22 protein-coding genes and 1 pseudogene are annotated in these 19,226 nt (G+C 70.7%); 14 read left to right on the plus strand and 9 right to left on the minus strand.

Annotation, left to right across the window (positions count from 1 at the left end):
* Positions 1-120 precede the first annotated feature (120 nt).
* Together M6G08_RS10765 and M6G08_RS10770 are read right to left on the minus strand one after the other, a co-directional pair.
* Positions 121-264: a hypothetical protein gene (locus tag M6G08_RS10765; RefSeq protein WP_272586943.1), complete on the minus strand. Its 144-nt coding sequence runs from the start codon at positions 262-264 to the stop codon at positions 121-123.
* A 175-nt stretch (positions 265-439) separates the two neighbouring features.
* Positions 440-1,402, minus strand: a complete 963-nt coding sequence (locus M6G08_RS10770) for a helix-turn-helix transcriptional regulator (RefSeq protein ID WP_272586944.1) — start codon at positions 1,400-1,402, stop codon at positions 440-442.
* A 62-nt stretch (positions 1,403-1,464) separates the two neighbouring features.
* Here M6G08_RS10770 and M6G08_RS10775 point away from each other — a divergent pair, with 62 nt between their 5' ends.
* Together M6G08_RS10775 and M6G08_RS10780 are read left to right on the plus strand one after the other, a co-directional pair.
* Positions 1,465-2,694 (plus strand): epoxide hydrolase family protein, encoded by a 1,230-nt coding sequence (locus tag M6G08_RS10775; protein ID WP_272586945.1) that lies wholly within the window; start codon positions 1,465-1,467, stop codon positions 2,692-2,694.
* A gap of 30 nt (positions 2,695-2,724) precedes the next feature.
* Positions 2,725-2,871 (plus strand): annotated as a pseudogene (locus M6G08_RS10780) (flavoprotein); the annotation flags it as partial.
* Between the two features lie 28 nt (positions 2,872-2,899).
* On the opposite strand, the gene M6G08_RS10785 reads toward M6G08_RS10780, so the two are convergent.
* Entirely contained in the window at positions 2,900-3,526 is a 627-nt protein-coding gene (locus M6G08_RS10785) for a hypothetical protein (RefSeq protein WP_272586946.1), read from the minus strand.
* A gap of 295 nt (positions 3,527-3,821) precedes the next feature.
* Between M6G08_RS10785 and hemL the strand changes: the two genes are divergently transcribed.
* The 7 genes from hemL to ccsB all read left to right on the plus strand — a co-directional run bounded on the left by hemL (position 3,822) and on the right by ccsB (position 11,607).
* The gene (hemL, locus tag M6G08_RS10790; RefSeq protein ID WP_272586947.1) at positions 3,822-5,138 is read left to right on the plus strand and encodes a glutamate-1-semialdehyde 2,1-aminomutase; all 1,317 of its coding nucleotides are present in this window, start codon (positions 3,822-3,824) and stop codon (positions 5,136-5,138) included.
* 41 nt (positions 5,139-5,179) lie between these two features.
* Positions 5,180-5,830, plus strand: a complete 651-nt coding sequence (locus M6G08_RS10795; protein ID WP_272591308.1) for a histidine phosphatase family protein — start codon at positions 5,180-5,182, stop codon at positions 5,828-5,830.
* A 109-nt stretch (positions 5,831-5,939) separates the two neighbouring features.
* The gene (locus M6G08_RS10800) at positions 5,940-7,241 is read left to right on the plus strand and encodes a polysaccharide deacetylase family protein (RefSeq protein WP_272586948.1); all 1,302 of its coding nucleotides are present in this window, start codon (positions 5,940-5,942) and stop codon (positions 7,239-7,241) included.
* A 66-nt stretch (positions 7,242-7,307) separates the two neighbouring features.
* A complete protein-coding gene (locus M6G08_RS10805) occupies positions 7,308-7,967 on the plus strand; it encodes a TlpA family protein disulfide reductase (RefSeq protein ID WP_272586949.1) in 660 nt (219 codons plus the stop codon).
* Between the two features lies 1 nt (position 7,968).
* Positions 7,969-8,739, plus strand: coding sequence for a cytochrome c biogenesis CcdA family protein (locus tag M6G08_RS10810; protein ID WP_272586950.1), 771 nt, complete (start codon positions 7,969-7,971; stop codon positions 8,737-8,739).
* 4 nt (positions 8,740-8,743) lie between these two features.
* Complete coding sequence (resB, locus tag M6G08_RS10815) at positions 8,744-10,453, plus strand: cytochrome c biogenesis protein ResB (protein ID WP_272586951.1); 1,710 nt, start codon at positions 8,744-8,746, stop codon at positions 10,451-10,453.
* 92 nt (positions 10,454-10,545) lie between these two features.
* Positions 10,546-11,607, plus strand: coding sequence for a c-type cytochrome biogenesis protein CcsB (ccsB, locus tag M6G08_RS10820; protein ID WP_383140976.1), 1,062 nt, complete (start codon positions 10,546-10,548; stop codon positions 11,605-11,607).
* A 39-nt stretch (positions 11,608-11,646) separates the two neighbouring features.
* Here the strand turns inward: ccsB and M6G08_RS10825 are convergent, their stop codons facing one another.
* From M6G08_RS10825 to M6G08_RS10845, 5 genes are all read right to left on the minus strand, one after another.
* Complete coding sequence (locus M6G08_RS10825; RefSeq protein WP_272586953.1) at positions 11,647-13,047, minus strand: condensation domain-containing protein; 1,401 nt, start codon at positions 13,045-13,047, stop codon at positions 11,647-11,649.
* A 130-nt stretch (positions 13,048-13,177) separates the two neighbouring features.
* Positions 13,178-13,531, minus strand: coding sequence for a hypothetical protein (locus M6G08_RS10830; protein WP_272586954.1), 354 nt, complete (start codon positions 13,529-13,531; stop codon positions 13,178-13,180).
* Positions 13,528-14,211, minus strand: coding sequence for a DUF6232 family protein (locus M6G08_RS10835; RefSeq protein WP_272586955.1), 684 nt, complete (start codon positions 14,209-14,211; stop codon positions 13,528-13,530). The genes M6G08_RS10830 and M6G08_RS10835 overlap by 4 nt, the downstream gene beginning before the upstream one ends.
* 48 nt (positions 14,212-14,259) lie before the next feature.
* Entirely contained in the window at positions 14,260-14,994 is a 735-nt protein-coding gene (locus M6G08_RS10840) for a TioE family transcriptional regulator (protein ID WP_272586956.1), read from the minus strand.
* A gap of 204 nt (positions 14,995-15,198) precedes the next feature.
* On the minus strand, positions 15,199-16,062 hold the full coding sequence (locus tag M6G08_RS10845; protein WP_272586957.1) for a LysR family transcriptional regulator: 864 nt from the start codon (positions 16,060-16,062) through the stop codon (positions 15,199-15,201).
* A 116-nt stretch (positions 16,063-16,178) separates the two neighbouring features.
* Between M6G08_RS10845 and M6G08_RS10850 the strand changes: the two genes are divergently transcribed.
* The 5 genes from M6G08_RS10850 to M6G08_RS10870 all read left to right on the plus strand — a co-directional run bounded on the left by M6G08_RS10850 (position 16,179) and on the right by M6G08_RS10870 (position 18,887).
* Complete coding sequence (locus M6G08_RS10850; RefSeq protein ID WP_383140863.1) at positions 16,179-16,667, plus strand: cupin domain-containing protein; 489 nt, start codon at positions 16,179-16,181, stop codon at positions 16,665-16,667.
* Positions 16,664-17,026, plus strand: coding sequence for a DoxX family protein (locus M6G08_RS10855; protein WP_272586959.1), 363 nt, complete (start codon positions 16,664-16,666; stop codon positions 17,024-17,026). The genes M6G08_RS10850 and M6G08_RS10855 overlap by 4 nt, the downstream gene beginning before the upstream one ends.
* Before the next feature lie 98 nt (positions 17,027-17,124).
* Positions 17,125-17,520 (plus strand): VOC family protein, encoded by a 396-nt coding sequence (locus M6G08_RS10860; RefSeq protein WP_272586960.1) that lies wholly within the window; start codon positions 17,125-17,127, stop codon positions 17,518-17,520.
* 552 nt (positions 17,521-18,072) lie between these two features.
* Positions 18,073-18,564, plus strand: coding sequence for a DUF6232 family protein (locus tag M6G08_RS10865; RefSeq protein WP_272586961.1), 492 nt, complete (start codon positions 18,073-18,075; stop codon positions 18,562-18,564).
* Entirely contained in the window at positions 18,561-18,887 is a 327-nt protein-coding gene (locus M6G08_RS10870) for a hypothetical protein (protein ID WP_272586962.1), read from the plus strand. The genes M6G08_RS10865 and M6G08_RS10870 overlap by 4 nt, the downstream gene beginning before the upstream one ends.
* Positions 18,888-18,912: 25 nt before the next feature.
* Here M6G08_RS10870 and M6G08_RS10875 read toward each other — a convergent pair whose 3' ends face one another.
* Entirely contained in the window at positions 18,913-19,218 is a 306-nt protein-coding gene (locus tag M6G08_RS10875; protein ID WP_272586963.1) for a PLD nuclease N-terminal domain-containing protein, read from the minus strand.
* Positions 19,219-19,226: the final 8 nt, after the last annotated feature.

The raw sequence follows: 19,226 nt of genomic DNA on the forward strand, positions 1-19,226 counted from the left end.
CGCTGTTCGGGCATGTCCTACTGGATTTCGCTGAAGCGCTCGGTCGCTCGCGTGCGTCCGGCGACGATGATGGTGTCGTCCGCTTCCACGACGGTCTCGGCCGTGGCGTAGGTGAAACCCTCACCCGGGTCGCTTGATGGTGACGACGGTGATGCCGTAACGCGTGCGGACGGCGCTGTTGGACAGGGGGAGGCCGATGATGTCGGACGGCGGGTTGGTCTTGACCATGGCGGAGTCGTCCTCGAACTCGATGTAGTCGAGCATCCGTCCGGGCTGAATCCCAGGTTGAGGGCGACGCTGACGACGTCGATCAATTCCCTGGCCGCTGCCGCACGGTCACCGTGCGTGAGGTGCTCTCTCAACTCCTCGAACTGGATCTGTGCGGCGCGTTCGAGCCCGTTCGTCGGGAGATGCCCGGACGCCTGCGCGGCAGGAGTGCCTATGCCTTGCGTACGGCATTCAGGCAGCGGGCGGCGTGGGCGTGCAGGGCGTCGGCGAGTTCGGGTGGCGCGTGGGTGAGAGTGAAATCGGCGTCGACCGAGGTGATCATCCAGGCGAGGTCACGGGGATTGTCGGCGCCCAGGTGCAGTAGGCAGCTGTCGTCGTCGACGGGTTCGATGGCGCCCATGCCGGGCCAGATACGGTCGGTGACCGCTGCGGCGGGCTCGTGCAGGGTGATGGTGGCCCGGAACGGCCAGGTCCGTGACGACAACTGGTGAGCCAGATAGGTGGCCACGTCGGTGTCGGGGAGTTCGCGGGGGGTGAACCGCGGTCCAGTCGGAATGCGCGGAGTAAGTCTGTCGACGCGGAAGGTGCGCCAGTCGGTGCGGTCGGTGTCCCAGGCGACCAGGTACCAGTGGCGGTCGAAGCTGACGAGGCTGTGCGGCTCGACCAAGCGTGTGCTGCGGCTGCGGCGAGGGCTGACGTAGTCGAAGCGCAGCCGCTCGCGTCGGCGGCACGCCTCCGCGATGGCCATGAGGGTGTCCGCGGAGACCTTGGGAGCCGGGGCTGCGCCTGCCCGGACGGTAGCGGTGTGCAGGGTGTTCACTCGGTACCGCAGCCGGGGTGGGAGCATCTGCTCGAGCTTGGTGAGCGCGCGCATCGAGGACCCTTCGATGCCGGCGACCGAGCCACCGGCCGCCGTGCGCAGGCCGATGACGACGGCGACAGCCTCGTCGTCGTCGAGCAGCAGCGGCGGCAGCGTGGTCCCGGCCCCGAGCCGGTAGCCCGCAGTGCCCTGGGTGGCGTTCACCGGGTAGCCGAGCGCGCGCAGCCGTTCCACATCACGGCGCAGGGTGCGTCGGCTGACGCCGAGGCGTTCGGCGAGTTCGGCCCCGGACCAGTCGCGGTGGGTCTGCAGCAGGGAGAGCAGCTTCAGCAGCCGCCCGGAGGTCTCCAGCATGCCGTAAGACTGCCGGAAAGTGAGGACCGAACCTGACCTAAGCGAGTCCTAGCGTCGCAACCATGGCGAACACAACACCCAGTGGTATCCGCTCCTTCCGCATCGACATACCGCAGGCCCAACTCGATGATCTGCAAGCCCGCCTGGCCGCCACTCGATGGCCGGATGAGCTGCCCGGTGTCGGCTGGAGCCGCGGCGTCCCGGTGGCCTACCTGAAGGACCTGGCCGAGTACTGGCGCGCCGCCTACGACTGGCGGGCGCACGAGGCGGAACTCAACACGTTTCCTCAGTACGTGACCACCATCGACGGGCAGAACATCCACTTCCTGCACGTGCGCTCCCCCAGGGCCGATGCCACGCCGCTGATGCTGCTGCACGGCTGGCCGGGCTCGGTGGCGGACTTCCTCGATGTCATCGGTCCGCTGTCCGATCCCGGCGCGCACGGCGGTGATCCGGCCGATGCGTTCCACTTGGTCATTCCCTCGCTGCCGGGGTTCGCCTTTTCCACCCCGCTGGCCGGGCCGGGCATGGACACGGCTCGGATGGCTGGGGTGTTCACCCAGCTGATGGCCTGCCTCGGCTATACGCGCTACGGCGTGCAGGGCTACGACACCGGATCATGGGTTGCCCCGGAGATGGGCAAGCAGGCACCGGACCATGTGATCGGCGTCCACGTCAACGCCATGATCACATTTCCCGCCGGGGCGGAGGGCGAGATGGACGGCCTGACGGAAGCCGAACAGCGACGCTGGCATCGGATGCAGAACTTCAACGACGGTTACCTGCAGTGCAATTCCAAGCGTCCGCAGACCGTGGCCTACGCCCTCACCGACTCCCCTGTCGGCCAGCTGGCTTGGACCGTGGAAAAATTCAAGGAGTCTACCGACCCGGAAGACGCACTGCCCGAGGACAGCATCCACCGGGACCGCATCCTGACCGAGGTCTCGCTGTACTGGCTGACCGCCACCGCTGCCTCGGCCGCGCAGGTCTACTACGAGGAGATCTCAGCGAGCACCTGGAGCGAAGCCGCAACCGACGACTGGACTGCCCTCGGCGCGGCGCACGACACCGGCTGGAGCGACGGTCAGGGCGACTGGGCAGCCGGTCCACGGGGGACCGTGCCCACCGCCGTGCTGCTCTCCGCCCGCGATGTGACCATCCGCCGCTGGGCCGAACGTGACCACAGCATCGTGCGGTGGACCGAACTCGACCGTGGCGGCCACTTCCTCGCGATGGAAGCTCCGGAACTGCTTGTCAGCGACGTCCGCGAGTTCTTCGACAAGGTGCGCTGACGGGAAGCGCCCTGAACCATCAAAGGCCGGGCGTACCGGAGTCTGGACGTACTGCGTGAGATGGGCGTCCTGATCGGCTCCTACGAGCCTCACCGGCCGAAGGCGGGCGGCGGGGCCGAGCGCTACCGCTGGGAGGAGGTGCTGGAGCTGCTCGCCCCCAGGCTCTCCGCGCGGTAGCGATCAGCGCCCCGCAAGAACCCCCAGCTCAGGGCCACACCAAGCAGTACGGCTGATGCCCCGCCTCATGCAGCCGATGTGAGAAGTCCTGCCACTCGTGCAGCAACTGGTACACGTTGAACGCGTCCCGCGGCCCGCCCCGGTCCGGGACCGTCGACCAGATGAAGGCCGCCGCGCCGACCGCCTCCTCGCCGATGCCGCGCAGGGGGTCGACGACGGTCATCGGGAGTTTCACGACCGCGTAGTCGGGGTGGAGGACGACCAGTTCCAGCGGGGGCACTCTGTGCAGGGGCACGCCCTCGATGCCGGTGAGGACCATGGCGGCCATGGTCTCCGGCTTGATCTTGGTGAACATGCCGTTCATCCCGAGCTCGTCGCCGCCCAGTTCCTCGGGGCGCATCGAGATCGGGACGCGGGCCGCGGTCGCGCCGTCGGGCGCGCCGAAGTACTTGTAGGTCACCCCCACCCGACCACCATTCCTGCTCCCCGCCCCCAGCCGGTCGGTCCGCCCCTCGAGCCGGTCCGGCTCGCCCGGGGTGCCGTGTGCCTGACGTGCTTCGGTCGATTCCGCCGCCTCGCGTCGGTGCCTTCCCCGCCGGGCACGTCGAGGACCCAGGTCGTCGGTCCCCTCGCCCAGTCCGCCACCGCGATGCATATCTCCACCCGACTGCTTTTCTAGGACGCGTGGTCCCCGCCGCGCAACCCGATCATCGTGTCAGTGACCTCCCCCACGGCCGCTCGCCGAAACGTGCGGTCGGACATATGCCCGCCGGACGTTCGGCAGCCCCGTCCGCGTCGCCCGGTGAGCTGCGTGGATGACTTCCAGTCTGGCAGACGGCACGGCATTGGGGGCGGTTGTCTACCCTTGACGAAGTCACCCTGGGCAACCAGAGGCCGCGCAGGGTCCGATACGTCGGAGAAGGTCGAGAAGGTCGGAGAAGTCGCAGGTCATGAGCGAACTGGCATACCCATACGAAGCACCGGCCTCGCAGGCTCTGTTCGACCGCGCGGCGGCCGTCACGCCCGGCGGCGTGAACTCCCCGGTGCGGGCCTTCCGCGCCGTCGGCGGCACGCCCCGGTTCATGGTGTCCGGCACCGGCCCGTACCTGACGGACGCCGACGGGCGTGAGTACGTCGACCTCGTGTGCTCCTGGGGTCCGATGATCCTCGGGCACGCCCACCCCGAGGTGGTCGCCGCCGTGCAGGAGGCGGTCGCGCGCGGGACGTCCTTCGGTACGCCCGCCGAGGGGGAGGTCGCCCTCGCCGAGGCGATGGTGGAGCGGGTCGCGCCGCTGGAGGAGGTCCGGCTCGTGTCGAGCGGGACCGAGGCCACCATGTCGGCCATCCGGCTCGCCCGCGGGTTCACTCAGCGCACCAAGGTGATCAAGTTCGCCGGGTGTTACCACGGTCACGTCGACTCGCTGCTGGCCGCCGCCGGCTCCGGCGTCGCGACCTTCGCGCTGCCCGACACCCCGGGCGTCACGGGCGCCCAGGCGAGCGACACGATCGTGCTGCCGTACAACGACCTCGACGCCGTGCACGCCGCCTTCGCCGCCCACCCCGGCGAGATCGCCTGCGTGATCACGGAGGCCTCGCCCGGCAACATGGGCGTCGTGCCGCCGCTGCCCGGGTTCAACCAGGGGCTCAAGGACGCGTGCGCCGCGAACGGCGCGCTGTTCGTCTCCGACGAGGTCATGACCGGCTTCCGGACCAGCCGCGCCGGATGGTACGGGGTGGAGGGCGTCGTTCCCGACCTCATGACCTTCGGGAAGGTCATGGGCGGCGGGTTCCCCGCCGCCGCGTTCGGCGGGCGCGCCGACGTCATGGCGCACCTCGCCCCGGCCGGGCCCGTCTACCAGGCCGGCACCCTCTCCGGGAACCCGGTGGCCACCGCCGCCGGGCTCGCCCAGCTGCGGCTCCTCGACGAGGCGGCGTACGACAGGATCGACGCGACCTCCCTCCAGATCCAGGGCCTCGTCACCGAGGCGCTCGGCAAGGAGGGCGTCGCGCACACCCTGCAGACCGCCTCCAACATGTTCTCCGTGTTCTTCACGGACGGTCCGGTGCGCAACTACGAGGACGCCAAGGCGCAGGAGTCCTTCCGCTACACCGCCTTCTTCCACTCGCTCCTCTCCCAGGGCGTCTACCTGCCGCCGTCGTCCTTCGAGTCCTGGTTCGTGTCCACCGCCCACGACGAGCGGGCCGTCCAGCGCGTCGCCGACGCCCTCCCGGCGGCGGCCCGCGCGGCTGCGGAGGCGACGGCGTGAGCCACGACACCGACGACCAGGAGCTGACCGTCGTCCACGTCATGCGGCACGGCGAGGTGGAGAACCCCACCGGCGTCCTCTACGGCCGCCTGCCCGGCTACCACCTCTCCGACCTGGGCCGGCGCATGGCCGACCGGGTCGCCGAGCACCTCGCCCCCCGCGACGTGAAGTACGTCGTGGCCTCCCCGCTGGAGCGGGCGCAGGAGACGGCGACGCCGATCGCCAAGGCGCACGGACTCGACCTCGCCACCGACGCGCGGCTCATCGAGGCCGACAACGTCTTCCAGGGCAAGACCTTCGGCATCGGCGACGGCGCCCTGCGCCGGCCCGGCAACTGGCGGCACGTGGTCAACCCGTTCAAGCCGTCCTGGGGCGAGCCGTACGTCGACCAGGTGGTGCGGATGATGGGCGCGGTGGACGCGGCCAAGGAGCGGGCGCGCGGGCACGAGGCCGTGGTCGTCAGCCACCAGCTGCCGATCTGGATCCTGCGCTCGTACGTCGAGCGGCGGCGCCTGTGGCACGACCCGCGCAAGCGGCAGTGCACGCTGGCGTCCCTGACGACGTTCACGTACCGGGGCGACCGCATCGTCTCCGTCGGCTACACCGAGCCGGCCCGCGACCTCGTCCCCGCCCACCTCCTGGCCGGCGCCAAGCCGGTCAAGGGGCAGCAGGGCAAGGCGTACGGGGCCTGACCGGGGCCTGACCCCCCCGTCACGCAATCCGCACAAATTTCCGGAACCCGCACGTTCGTCACGTCCTCTCACCTAGTGACCACCAGAGGACGTGACGAACGAGGTTGCGATGCGCACTTCCACCCGCACTCTCACCCGCAGGGGGATGCTCGGACTCGGCGCGGGGGCCGCGGCCGCCGTCGGGCTCGCGGGCTGCGGTACCGGCTCCCACCCGTCGTCGGACGGCTCGGACCGGGCCGGCGGTTCCGGGAAACCCTCGCCGTCCGGCAGCGAGAAGGCCCCCGCCAAGCCCATCGGGGACGGCTCGACGTCGTACACCGGCAAGCAGCCCCACCAGCCGGACGCGCCGGTGCCGCTGGAGCCGGGGCAGGCGCCGCCGCAGTTCGTCGTCTTCTCCTGGGACGGGGCGGGGGAGGTCGGCAACGGGCTCTTCCCGCGCTTCCTCGACCTCGCACAGGAGCACGGCGCGCACATGACCTTCTTCCTCTCCGGGCTGTATCTGCTGCCCGAGTCGAAGAAGCGCCTCTACGACCCGCCGAACAACCCGCGCGGCGCCTCGGACATCGGCTACCTCACCGACGCCCACATCAAGGACACCCTCGCAGGCGTGCGCCGGGCCTGGCTGGACGGCCACGAGATCGGCACCCACTTCAACGGGCACTTCTGCGCCGGCGGCGGCAGCGTCGGCAACTGGACGCCGGCCCAGTGGCGCAGCGAGATCGACCAGGCGAAGTCCTTCGTCAAGGAGTGGAAGACCAACAGCGGCTGGACCGACCTCCCGGCTCTCCCCTTCGACTACGACAAGGAGCTGGTCGGCGGCCGCACGCCCTGCCTCCTCGGACAGGACAACCTGCTGCCCACCGCCCGCGAGCTGGGCTGGCGCTACGACGCCTCCTCGCCCGGCGGCCGTCAGGTGTGGCCGGCGAAGAAGGACGGGATCTGGGACCTGCCGCTGCAGCAGATACCTTTCCCCGGGCACTCCTTCGAGGTGCTCTCGATGGACTACAACATCCTCGCCAACCAGTCCGTCAACTCCACCAAGGCGCCCGCCCACAACTACCCCGGCTGGCGCGAACAGGCCACCAACGCCTACATATCCGGCTTCAAGCGGGCATATGAGACGAATCGGGCGCCGTTCTTCATCGGCAACCACTTCGAGGAGTGGAACGGCGGCATCTACATGGACGCCGTAGAGAACGTCCTCAAGCACATCGCCCGGGAGAGGGAGAAGGGCGAGGACATCCGGCTCGTCTCCTTCCGCCAGTTCACCGACTGGCTGGACGTGCAGAAGCCCGACGTGCTCGCCAAGCTGCGTACCGTCGAGGTGGGGCAGCGGCCGGCCGGCGGCTGGAACGCCTTCCTCAAGGGGGCCGGCACAGGCGCCCCGACCTCCTCGGGAAACGCCGCCTGAAATGCGGGTTTCCGCCCGTGAGGGGGGTGCGCAAGATCCCCGGAACGGACATGCGAAACTTTTCACATGAGTGCCGCCAGCCGCGCCCCCCTGCGCTCGAACCGCTCGAACCGCACCGCCGTCCGCGTCCGCCGTCGCGCCGCGCTCGCCGCCGCAGCGGCGGTCTCGGCGCTGCTCGTGACGGCGTGCGGCTCCGGCGGCACCTCGGGCGGCGGCGGCCAGACCGGCTTCGTCACCGGCTCGGACGGCATCTCCACCGTCAAGAAGGGTGAGCGGGCCGACGCCCCCGACCTGTCCGGCGAGACGGTCGACGGCGGGCAGGCCGACATCGACGACTACAAGGGCAAGGTCGTCGTCCTCAACGTGTGGGGTTCCTGGTGCCCGCCCTGCCGGGCCGAGGCCAAGAACTTCGAGAAGGTCTACCAGGACGTCAAGGACCAGGGCGTCCAGTTCCTCGGCATCAACACCCGCGACACCTCCGTCGGCCCCGCGCGGGCCTTCGAGGAGGAGTTCGGGGTCAGCTACCCGAGCCTGTACGACCCGAGCGGCAAGCTGCTGCTCCGCTTCGAGAAGGGCACCCTCAACCCGCAGGCCATCCCCTCGACGCTGATCGTCGACCGGGAGGGCAAGGTCGCCGCGCGCACCCTCCAGGCGCTCAGCGAGGAGAAGCTCCGCAAGATGCTGGACCCGTACCTGAAGGACACCTCCGGCGGGTCGGAGAAGTGACGTGAACGCTCTGTCCACGCTCGCCGTGGCGGGCAGCAACGGCACGGTACTCAACGGTGCCCTGCTGGTGGCCCTGCCCATCGCGTTGCTCGGCGGCCTCGTCTCCTTCTTCTCGCCCTGCGTCCTGCCGCTCGTCCCCGGCTACCTCTCCTACGTGACCGGCGTCACCGGCACCGACCTCCAAGAGGCCCGGCGCGGGCGGATGGTCGCCGGCGCCTCACTCTTCGTCCTCGGTTTCACCGCCGTCTTCGTCTCCAGCGGCGCGCTGTTCGGCTACTTCGGTGAGACGCTCCAGGACAACCGGAGCATCCTGAACAAGGTGCTCGGCGTCTTCATGATCCTCATGGGCGTCTTCTTCATGGGTCTGATGCCCTGGCTCACCCAGCGCGAGTTCCGCTTCCACCGCAAGCCCGTCAGCGGCCTGATCGGTGCCCCCGTCCTCGGCGCCCTGTTCGGCATAGGCTGGACGCCCTGCATCGGCCCGACCCTCTCCTCGGTGCTGATGCTCTCCTCCCAGCAGGGCACGGCCGGCCGCGGCGCGATACTGACCGTCGCCTACTGCCTGGGCCTCGGCCTGCCCTTCGTGCTCGCCGCGGTCGCCTTCCGCAAGGCGCTCGGCGCCTTCGGCTGGATCAAGCGCCACTATGTGTGGGTGCTGCGGATCGGCGGCGGCATGATGATCGCGACCGGCCTGCTGCTGCTGACCGGCGCCTGGGACAGCATCGTCCAGGACATGCAGACCTGGTCCAACGGCTTCACTGTAGGGATCTGAACCGATGAGCGGCACTTCGAAAACGGCGACCGGCAAGACCCCGGCAGCCGCCGAGGACCAGGACCTCGGCGCCGCCGGCTCCCAGCTGACCACCGCCCCCAAGGAAGAGGCCCCGAACCTCCCCTCCCTCGGCGTCGTCGGCTGGTTCCGCTGGTTCTGGCGGCAGCTCACCTCGATGCGGGTGGCGCTGCTGCTGCTCCTGCTGCTGTCGCTGGGCGCCATCCCGGGATCGCTGATCCCGCAGGAGGGCGTCGACGCCCTGAAGGTCGAGGAGTTCCGCGAGAACAACGACTTCCTCGGGCCCCTCTACGACAAGCTCGGCCTCTTCCACGTCTACAGCTCGGTGTGGTTCTCCGCGATCTACATCCTGCTGTTCGTCTCCCTCATCGGCTGCATCGTCCCGCGCACCTGGCAGTTCGTCGGCCAGCTGCGCGGCCGTCCGCCGGGCGCCCCCCGGCGCCTGTCCCGGCTGCCCGCGTACACCACCTGGCGCACCGGGGCCGAGCCCGAGGAGGTGCGCGAGGCCGCGCTGAAGCTGCTGAAGAAGCGCCGCTTCCGCGCCCACGCCGTCGGTGACGCCGTCGCCGCCGAGAAGGGCTACCTGCGCGAGGCCGGCAACCTCGTCTTCCACGTCGCGCTGATCGTGATGCTGATCGCCTTCGCCTGGGGCCAGCTCTTCAAGTACGAGGGCAACAAGCTGATCCTGGAGGGCGACGGCTTCTCCAACACGCTCACCCAGTACGACGACTTCAAGTCCGGCAACCTCTTCGACCCGGACCACGACCTGGTCCCCTTCAGCTTCAGCCTGAAGGACTTCCACGGCACCTACGAGGCCACCGGTCCCAACCGCGGCACCCCCCGCGTCTACGAGGCCGAGGTCACCTACACCGAGGGCGCCTACGGCGAGCAGCAGTCCAAGGTCATCGAGGTCAACAAGCCGCTGGAGATCGACGGCTCCAAGGTCTACCTCACCGCCCACGGCTACGCGCCGATCCTCACCATCAAGGACGCCGAGGGCAACGTCGTCATGGACAAGGAGGCCACGGCCCTGCTGCCGCTGGACTCCAACGTCACCTCCTCCGGCGCCGTGATGGTCCGCGACGGCTACCGCAACGCCGAGGGCGAGAAGGAGCAGCTCGGCTTCAACGCCTTCTTCCTGCCGACCTACGGCGGCGAGGGCAGCGCGATGTACTCGACCTTCCCGGCGCTGCTCAACCCGACGCTGGCGCTCTCGGCCTACCACGGCGACCTCGGGGTGGACGCGGGCATCCCGAAGAGCATCTACCAGCTCGACAAGACCAAGCTGAAGGAGTTCAAGGACTCCGACGGCGAGCTGTTCAAGAAGCTGCTGAAGCCCGGCGAGACCATGACCCTCCCGAACGGCGCCGGCACCGTCACCTTCAACGGCGTCCAGGAATGGGCCAACTTCCAGGTCACCCGGCAGCCCGCCAGCGGCTGGGCGCTCGCCGGCTCCGTCGCCGCCATCCTCGGTCTCGCCGGCTCCCTGTTCATCCAGCGTCGCCGCGTCTGGGTGCGGGCCGTCAAGGGCGACGACGGCGTCACGGTCGTCGAGATGGCCGGCCTGGGGCGGAGCGAGTCCGCGAAGGTGCCCGAAGAACTCGGTGACCTCGCCGGAAGCCTGTACGAGCGGGCCCCAGACACTCCCGATTCCCCCGACACCCACGTCGTATCTGCCGAAGGGTCTGACAAGTGACTCTCGCCGCCGCAACCGAGGCCGCAACCGAGCTGGCCGCCGCGACCAACGAGAACCTCGCGAACATCAGCAACACGCTGATCTACTCCGCGATGGCCGTCTACACGCTGGCGTTCTTCGCCTACATCGCCGAGTGGCTCTTCGGCAGCCGCAGCAAGGTCGGCCGCACCGCCGCCGCGCTCACCGCGTCCGGCGAGGACAAGGCCGAGGGCAAGGGCAAGGCGGCCCCGGCCGTCACCGTCAAGAAGGCCGGCGGCACCGCCGTACTGGAGCGGCCGAAGGTCGTCGTGCGTGCCGCCACCGGCTCCCGCGACGTGCCCGACGGCCCCGGCGCCCACGGCGGCACCGAGAAGGGCGACCTCTACGGGCGGATCGCCATCTCCCTCACCGTGCTGGCCTTCGCCATCGAGGCAGGCGGAGTGATCGCCCGCGCGCTGTCCGTGAAGCGGGCGCCGTGGGGCAACATGTACGAGTTCAACATCACGTTCACGACGACCGCCGTCGGCGTGTACCTCGTCCTGCTCGCCCTGAAGAAGAACGTCCGCTGGCTCGGCCTCCCGCTGATCACCACGGTCCTGCTCGACCTCGGCCTCGCCGTCACGGTCCTCTACACCGCCAGCGACCAGCTCGTCCCCGCGCTGCACTCGTACTGGCTGTACATCCACGTCTCCACGGCGATCTTCTGCGGCGCGGTCTTCTACGTCGGCGCGGTCTCCACGATCCTGTACCTGTTCAAGGACGGCTACGAGAGCAAGCTGGCCTCCGGCGGCACCCCCGGCCGCTTCGCCGACTCCGTCCTGGACCGCCTGCCCTCGGCCGCGTCCCTCGACAAGTTCGCCTACCGCGTCAACGCCGCCGTCTTCCCGCTGTGGACGTTCACGATCATCGCGGGCGCCATTTGGGCGGGCGACGCCTGGGGCCGCTACTGGGGCTGGGACCCCAAGGAGACCTGGTCCTTCATCACCTGGGTCGCCTACGCCGGCTACCTGCACGCCCGCGCCACCGCCGGCTGGAAGGGCCGCAAGGCCGCCTACCTGGCGCTGGCCGCCTTCGCCTGCTGGCTGTTCAACTACTACGGCGTCAACATCTTCGTCTCCGGCAAGCACTCCTACGCCGACGTGGGCCTGGGCGCCCTCCGGTCCGTCGGGTTCTGATCCGCCGGACGGGAGGACCCGAAGGACCCGCCGGTGCCCCTACGGGTGCCGGCGGGCGACGCCCGTGACGACGTCCCGCAGCCGCTCGACGTACAGCCGCAGGTTCTTGTGCGCCACGTCGGTGTCCGGGTAGCGGGCGGCGAACCACAGGCCCTCCGGGAGCCGGGTGACCCAGGCGCACACCTGGTCGCCGTACGAGACCCGGAGCAGCGCGTACGCCGTGCGGTCCGGCCAGCTGCCGGAGCCGGGGACGTCGCGGGCGTCGACGTACGACACGATCGAGTACAGGTCGGGCGAGGTCGGCTTGAAGTCCGTGCCGAGCAGGCGCAGCACGCGGTCGATGGGCATGCGGGACATCCGCCGGTTGGCCTGGAGTTCGGCGCGTACGGTGCGCAGGGCGGCCGTGAAGTCGCCGGCCCCCGCCACCGGGACCTCGATCGGCGCGCCGCCGACGTACCAGCCCACCGACTCCGACCACTGGGACCGCGACCTGGTGTGGAACGGCACGACGGTGCGGTAGACGGGCTCGCCGCCGATCTCGTGGACGGCCAGGGCGGTGGCGGCCAGGACACCGACCAGGCTGCCGCCGTAGGGACGGCAGTACGCCTCGAAGGCGGCGGCGTCGGCCGCGCCCACCAGCGGCTCGCGCAGCAGCTTCTGCTCGGGCAGCGGGCCGCCCGGCTCCAGGCCGAGGTCGACGGGGAAGGACGGCAGCCGCCCGTCGCAGCGCCGGATGAACTCCCGCCAGCGGGCGACGGTGTCGTGGCCGCCGTCGATCCGGTCCGCGTCCGCCCGCTCGGCCTCGCAGAAGTCGACGTAACTGCCCACCCGGGGGCGGGGCACCGTCCGGCCCGCGACACCGGCCGCGTACAGCTCCTCGACCTCGGCGGGGATGCGGTAGATGGAGTAGGCGTCGACGTTGCTGTGGTCGAAGGCCATGTAGACGCTGACGCCGTCGTCGCGGACGACCGCCGTGTAGATGAGGTTGGGCCAGCGCAGCGCGTCCGCGACCCGGTCGAAGCGGTCCTGGAGGTGGCGGGAGAGTTCCGTCGCGTCCGGGAAGTCGCCGACGTCCTCGCGGTGCAGGGACACGGCGTCCGCGTCGAGGGTGAACCGCCGCATGGGGGCGCCGGGGGCGTCGCCCCACCGGAAGCCGCTGCGCAGCGTCTCGTGCCGCAGGGTCCAGGCGCGCAGCGCCTCCTGGAGCACGTCGAGGTCGACCGGTCCCGGGAGGTCGAAGGCCGCGCCCAGCCAGGTCGGCACGAACAGACCGTCGTCGCGCACCGACCGGGCCGTCCGGATGTGCGACTCCTGGATGTACGCCGGTGGCCGCGTGTCCTCGGGCAGCGCCGCCGCGACCTCGACGGTCGCCGGACTGAGCGTCCACTCGACGAGGCGCCCGGGCCGGATCTCGCAGCGGTGGATGTCGGTCAGTCGCACGAGGGGTCTCCGTTCGCAGATGTAACAGACCCGACCAAGGGAATGCCGTGCCCGCGACCGCGCACATGGTGTGTCGGCAGGGTTCAACGAAACGGATGGCCCCTCGAACGGCGGTACGGGGGCCGCGCGGTCAGCCGCCGAGCAGCGCGAGGACGCTGTTCACGGCCTCGACGACGGGCTGGCCGACCGCTCCCACCGTGGCGGCGATCCCGGCGACCGCCATCAGCGCGCGGTGCCGCTGCTGCGGCTCGACACCGGTCGGCGCGGTGATGTCCGGCAGACAGTCGTCGATGGACTGCGCGCTGGCCGGCGGCACCTGTGCGCGCAGCTCGCCCACCAGCTCGACGAGCTGCTGGATCGCCGCCTCCAGGGCGGGCGACGCCTCGGTCCCGGCGGGGGCCGCGTGATTCTTGACGATGCCGGTGTTGCCGAAACCGCCGTGCATCGAGACGCTGTCGCCGAAGTAGTAGTTGTCGCCGCTCATGAGTTCCCCACCCCTACGTTGCCCGATCCGCCGTACATGTTGACGTTGTCGCCGAAGTAGTAGTTCCTGGGATTGACCAGGAGCTGCTCCACCTTGACGTGGAACTCCGCCTCGGGGTTCTCGATGGCCTGCACGATGGGCGCGACGAGCCGGTCGAGCTGGTGCGGGTCGGCGCTGGTCACCATCGCGATGGACGGTCCGGACGTCTCCATCGCCAGGACGTACTGGGCCGGTGCCGTCAGTACGGAGAACAGCTCCACGATGCTGAACACCAGCGCCGCGATGGCCCCCAGCCAGACGAAGGTGAGGATGCCGCCCGCCGTCGACGTGTCCGCGAACGCCGCCAGCCCGGCGACGATCGTCAGTCCGAAGGCCACCGACAGGATCAGCGCCGTGCGCTTCAGGAACCGCAGCGTGGCTTCCTTGCGCCGGGGCGTCATGGTGAAGGTGTGGACCCGGGTGATGTTCTGCAGGGGGTACGCCGCCGCCCCGACCCACAGCAGCCGCTTGCCGACCCGCAGGTCGATGGCCCGTACGGACCGCGGCGGCACGGCGGGCGGTGGCGGGATGTCGTACTGACCCGGTGGCTGGGCCGGCTGGCCCGGTGGCCGGGTTCTCTGGCCGGGTGGCTGGAATCCCTGGCCCGGTGGCTGGAACTCCTGGTGCGGGGTGCTCTCCATCGCTGTCCTGACCCTCCGTCGGCTGATGGGCCGTCAGTGAGTGACCCATTAACCACGCACGGTGTCCTCGGTGCAAGTCAGATACGTGTGCAGCCGGCCCGCACCCTCCAGGGTGGCCCGCGTACGGGCCGTGAGCGCCTGCTCCCGTGCGGCGATCGCCGTCCGCAGCGCCTCGCCGCCGCCCTCCCGGCGCAGGCCGTCCAGGACGGGCCGGATCTGGTCGAACAGGTAGTGGCTGCGGCGCAGCGTGTGCACCACCCGCGCGTCGCGCACGTCGGCGGGCCCGTACACGCGGTACTTCGTGCCCCGCTCCCGCCCGGGCGCGAGCAGCCCCGCCGTCTCCCACACCCGCAGCGCGGACGTCCGTACGCCGACCAGCGCGGCCACCTCGCCGATGCGCAGGCCGCCGGTGCCCGCCACCGCTTCCGTCCGTTGCCCGGCCAGCACCTCCAGCGCCTCCCGCGCGGCCCGCAGCGAGACCCGTTCCTCGTGCAGGGCGGCGTGCGCGGCGTCCACGAGGGCGAGCGCGCCGGGGACGTCCCCCTCGTGCACGGCCCGCATGACCCGCGTCGCCGTCACCGGCCCGTACCCCTCCCGCAGCCCCCGGTACGTCAGCAGCGCCTGCCGGTGCCGCTCGCCGAAGACGCGGTACCCGGACTCGGTCCGCCCGGCCGGCGGCAGGACGCCGGCGTCCTCGTAGTTGCGGATCTGCTGCGTCGACAGCCCGGCCGCGCGGGCCAGGTCGACGGTGCGCAGACGGCGGCGGCGGTCGTCGGTGTTCATCGGCCCGCAGCCTATGCGCGGCCCGCGCTCGGAGCCGGCGCTCCAGCACGGCGCGACCGGAGAAGGGGCGCCGGTGGGCGTTGTTCTCGCGGCTCGCCACCCGTCGCCCGCCACCGCGTCCAGGGCCTCGCACGACCCGGCCGCCGCCCCTGCGGCGCAGGACTCCGGCGCGGGCAGGCCCACGGGCAGGCCCACGGGCAGGCCCTAAGACCCGCCCGGTCCCCGGAACGCCGCGACGGCGCTCCGGACGAACGCGCGGACCAGCGGGTTCGGGTCGCCCTCGGGCCAGGCCACCACCGCACGGCTCGCCGGCATGCCGGTCAGCGGGACCACGGTCAGGCCCTCCGTGGGCTCGTGACCGACGAGGGTCATGCCGACCGTGCCGTTCCAGAGCACGGCCTGCCGGCATTCCTGCACGGTGCGGACCACCGGGCCCTCACGGAGCCGCCCGCCGCTCCAGTAGGCGCTCCAGAGCGGGTCGGTTCCCTCCGGGAACCGGAACCAGCGGCGGTCGGCCAGGTCGGCCGGGGTCAGGCCGTCGCGGCGGGCCAGCGGATCGTCGGCGCGCAGCAGTGCGCCCACCGGATCGGCGCGCAGCTCACGCACGGTCAGGCCGGTGGTGCCGAACGGCGCGCGGGTCAGGGCCACGTCCACCAGCCCGGCGTGCAGTCCGCAGGTGGGGTCGGTCAGGTCGGTCTCGCGGACGGTGACCTCGATCTGGGGGTGGCGCCGGCGGTAGGCGGCGGCCAGCCGGAGGACGTCCGGGTCGGTGCTGTCGCCGAGGATGCCGACGGTGAGGGTCGCGGTGCCGGCTGCGGCGGCCACCCGTACCCGCATCCGGTCACTCCGGTCGAGCAGGTCGCGCGCCTCGTCGAGGAAGACCGTGCCGACCTCGGTGAGCGTGACCCCGGCCGGGTTCCGGTCGAACAGCGGAGCGCCGACTTCCGTCTCCAGCCGCCTGATCGCCCGGCTCAGCGGGGGCTGGCTCATGTGGAGCCGGGCGGCCGCCCGGCCGAAGTGGAGTTCCTCGGCGACCGCCACGAAGTAGCGCAGCGTACGTAGCTCCATACAGCGACGATACCCGTACGGTATCGCCTTCGCGGAAGAGGTCTTGGACGGTCGTGCCGCCCCGGCGGTGCAATCGGAGCATGACCCACCAAGAAGCGCGAACCAGTGAGACGGCCATGACCACGACCGGTGATCCCGCCGTGTCGGTGGTCGGGCCGGGGGACGGGGAGGTGATCCTCCTGGGCAGCACGCGGATGCGCGTCCTGGAGGACGGCCGCAACACCGGGCACCGCCTCGGGGTGGCCGAGTCCGTCCTCGCCCCGCACACCCCGGGACCGCCGCAGCACCGCCACGCCGAGCACGACGAGGGCTTCTACGTCGTATCCGGCACGGTCCGGTTCACCGTCGGGGACACGGACCACGACGCGACGGCGGGCACGTTCGTGCTCGTCCCGCCCGGCGCACCGCACACCTTCGCCAACGTGACCGGTGAACCGGCCGTCCTGCTCAGCACCTTCACCCCGGACCTGTACGTGCGGTACTTCCGCGACCTGGGGGACCAGTACGCGGACGGCCGGGCCCCGACCCCGCAGGACAGCGTCCGCACCATGCGCCGTTACGCGACCGAACCCGCCACCGACTTCGCGGGGAGGGCGCGGTCGTGACCGTCGCCTACTGGATCGTCGCCGCTCTCCTCGCCGCCTTCTACCTCTACGGCGGTGTACTGAAGGCGGTCCGCAGCCGTGAGCGGCTGCGGCCGATGATGGCCTGGGTGGACAGCATGCCGATGCCCGCCGTCCGGGCCGTCGGGGTGGTCGAGGTGCTGGGCGCCGCCGGGCTGGTCCTCCCGCCGCTGACCGGTGTCGCGCCCGGGCTGGCCCCGGCCGCGGCCGTCGGGTTCGTGCTCCTGCAGATCGGCGCGACCGGCGTGCACCTGCGCCTGGGGGACCGGCGGATCGCCCTCAACCTCACCCTGCTCACCGTCGCCGCGGCCACCGTCCCGCTCGGCACGGTCTGGCTGTGAGCCGCCACCGCGGAAAAGGCGGGGGAGGCGGTCGGCCGGTGACCTACATCGCTCCTAGCGTGCGGTCACGAAAGACCCGGCCGGACAGGAGCCCACCCATGAACCTCGCATCGATCCGCATCATCACGGACGACGTCGCCCGCCTCGTCGACTTCTACGAACGCGCCACCTCGGTCCGCGCCGACTGGGCCACCGAGGACTTCGCCGAAATCCGCACCGGCTCCGGGACCCTCGCGATCGGAAGCACCCGGACGGTGCCGCTCTTCGCTCCCGGCTCCGCCCACCCGGCCGACAACCGCAGCCTCATCATCGAGTTCCGCGTCGACGACGTGGACGGCGTGCGTCGCGACCTGGCCGGCTTCGTGGACGACATCGTCAGGGAACCGACGACGATGCCTTGGGGCAACCGCGCGTTCCTGTTCCGAGACCCCGACGGCAACCTGGTCAACTTCTTCACCCCGGTGACCCCGGAAGCCGCCGCGAGGACAAGGTGACGCGGCCTCACCAGACCGGTACAGCGGCGTACTCGGGGGCGCCATGCCAACGATGTGGCTTCCCGCGAGCGCCGTGACGGTCCCACGGGCGCTCGCGGCGCCAGGCGAACGGGGAGAGAGTTGAGCGGGGAGGCCGGACCCGGACCAGGCCTCACGGGCAGTGGTGCCGAGCCGTTGGAGGACGACGCCCCGCGCCGCTGCTCGCGGGTGACCGGGACACCCGGCCGCCGAGGCGCTGGGGCTGATCCTGCGCGAGGCCGCCGCAGCAGCCAGAGCGGTCAGGAGTGGCGGCGCCGTCGTCGCCCCCAGGGACGGCACGTGTCCGGCAGAGGCCGCGGCGGGCAGCATGATCATGATGCGGAGGTGCGACGGCTCCGCCGCGCAGCGCTGGGCCCGCTCCTGAGACACGGGCGTGGCCGGCCGCTCTCCGGCACTTTCGAGCCGTAGATGGCCGGATCGCCTTGTTGCTGTGGGGAGTTGACCACCCTAGTGTGTCAAGGAGTGGTAAAAACGGGGGTTGGGGGCCTGGTGCCGGGAAGAGAAACCGTCGACGTGCGTGTCAGTCGTCGAGTGCTGTGGCTGCGCGACGACGCCTACCCGCTGCAGAACATCGCTCGGGCGAAGACCGTCGAGATACCGACCCGCCGAACCGGCGAAACGCTGAAGTTCCTCGCCGGTGGCGTCGGGATGACCCTGTTCGGCGTCATCGTCATCGCGATCCTCGACGCACTGCCCTCGTGGGGCCTCGTCACCTTCCTCGGCTACGCGGTGCGCATCTGCGGAATCATCTTCTACCTGCTCCTGGCCTTCGCCCTGTACGAGATCCTGACCCGCAAGCTGCTGTACGCGTTGGTGATCGAGACGTCCGGAAACCCGGCCACCCTGGTGGCGAGCGAGGACCGCGCGGTCGTCGACGACCTCGTCGTCAAGATCATGGACGCGATCGACGACCCCGGCGCGGAGTTCCAGGTCTCGGTGGAGAACTTCCACGTCGGCGACAGGATCCAGCAGATCGGCAACGGCAACACAGGGGTGAGGCGATGAGCGGGGACATGCACTTCGGTGACCGGGTGAGCCAGTACGGCAACAACAACACGGGCATCGTCCACAACTACGGACCCGTGGACCCCGCAGCCGCCCGCGCCCGGATGATCGAGGCCGTCCAGAACCTGCGCACACACCTCTCGGACACCGACCGGCAGGTGGTCGACCAGTGCCTGCCGGAACTGCAGGCGGCCGACGGGAGCGACCCCGCGCGTCTGCGGAACGTGCTCGCGGCGGTGACGGGGATCGCGGTACTGGTGGGGGACGTGGGAGCGCCCGTCGTCGAGGCCGTCCGGAACTTCCTGAACGCCCTCGGCGCATAGAGCGCACCGTCCGCCCGGACGGCGTTCACTCGGCCCGGGGGTCCTCGTCCTTCTCGTCGTCCTTGTCCAGGGACTTCAGGAAGTCGGGGTTGTCGTCCGGCGCCACCCACTGGCGGCGTCCGCCACCGCCCCACGGCGACGAGCCGGCCGGCTGCCGCTTCTTGCCGGCGATGAGCCAGGAGATCGACCCGACCAGCGGAAAGAGCAGCACGAGGATCGCCCACAGCGGCTTCGGCATGTGCCGGATGTCGCCGTCCTTCGTGCTGATGCAGTCGATGAACGCGTAGACGCTCAACGCCAGTGGGATCAGGAACATCAGCACCCGAAGCATGGAGCCTC

The organism is Streptomyces sp. M92, assembly GCF_028473745.1.
Taxonomy (GTDB): Bacteria; Actinomycetota; Actinomycetes; order Streptomycetales; family Streptomycetaceae; genus Streptomyces.

Coding starts and splice junctions, on each gene's coding strand:
- M6G08_RS10765 (WP_272586943.1), bottom strand. CDS start 264: ATGCTCGACTACATCGAGTTCGAGGACGACTCCGCCATGGTCAAGACC.
- M6G08_RS10770 (WP_272586944.1), bottom strand. CDS start 1,402: ATGCTGGAGACCTCCGGGCGGCTGCTGAAGCTGCTCTCCCTGCTGCAG.
- M6G08_RS10775 (WP_272586945.1), top strand. CDS start 1,465: ATGGCGAACACAACACCCAGTGGTATCCGCTCCTTCCGCATCGACATA.
- M6G08_RS10785 (WP_272586946.1), bottom strand. CDS start 3,526: ATGCATCGCGGTGGCGGACTGGGCGAGGGGACCGACGACCTGGGTCCT.
- hemL (WP_272586947.1), top strand. CDS start 3,822: ATGAGCGAACTGGCATACCCATACGAAGCACCGGCCTCGCAGGCTCTG.
- M6G08_RS10795 (WP_272591308.1), top strand. CDS start 5,180: ATGCGGCACGGCGAGGTGGAGAACCCCACCGGCGTCCTCTACGGCCGC.
- M6G08_RS10800 (WP_272586948.1), top strand. CDS start 5,940: ATGCGCACTTCCACCCGCACTCTCACCCGCAGGGGGATGCTCGGACTC.
- M6G08_RS10805 (WP_272586949.1), top strand. CDS start 7,308: ATGAGTGCCGCCAGCCGCGCCCCCCTGCGCTCGAACCGCTCGAACCGC.
- resB (WP_272586951.1), top strand. CDS start 8,744: ATGAGCGGCACTTCGAAAACGGCGACCGGCAAGACCCCGGCAGCCGCC.
- ccsB (WP_383140976.1), top strand. CDS start 10,546: ATGGCCGTCTACACGCTGGCGTTCTTCGCCTACATCGCCGAGTGGCTC.
- M6G08_RS10830 (WP_272586954.1), bottom strand. CDS start 13,531: ATGAGCGGCGACAACTACTACTTCGGCGACAGCGTCTCGATGCACGGC.
- M6G08_RS10835 (WP_272586955.1), bottom strand. CDS start 14,211: ATGGAGAGCACCCCGCACCAGGAGTTCCAGCCACCGGGCCAGGGATTC.
- M6G08_RS10840 (WP_272586956.1), bottom strand. CDS start 14,994: ATGAACACCGACGACCGCCGCCGCCGTCTGCGCACCGTCGACCTGGCC.
- M6G08_RS10845 (WP_272586957.1), bottom strand. CDS start 16,062: ATGGAGCTACGTACGCTGCGCTACTTCGTGGCGGTCGCCGAGGAACTC.
- M6G08_RS10850 (WP_383140863.1), top strand. CDS start 16,179: ATGACCACGACCGGTGATCCCGCCGTGTCGGTGGTCGGGCCGGGGGAC.
- M6G08_RS10860 (WP_272586960.1), top strand. CDS start 17,125: ATGAACCTCGCATCGATCCGCATCATCACGGACGACGTCGCCCGCCTC.
- M6G08_RS10870 (WP_272586962.1), top strand. CDS start 18,561: ATGAGCGGGGACATGCACTTCGGTGACCGGGTGAGCCAGTACGGCAAC.
- M6G08_RS10875 (WP_272586963.1), bottom strand. CDS start 19,218: ATGCTTCGGGTGCTGATGTTCCTGATCCCACTGGCGTTGAGCGTCTAC.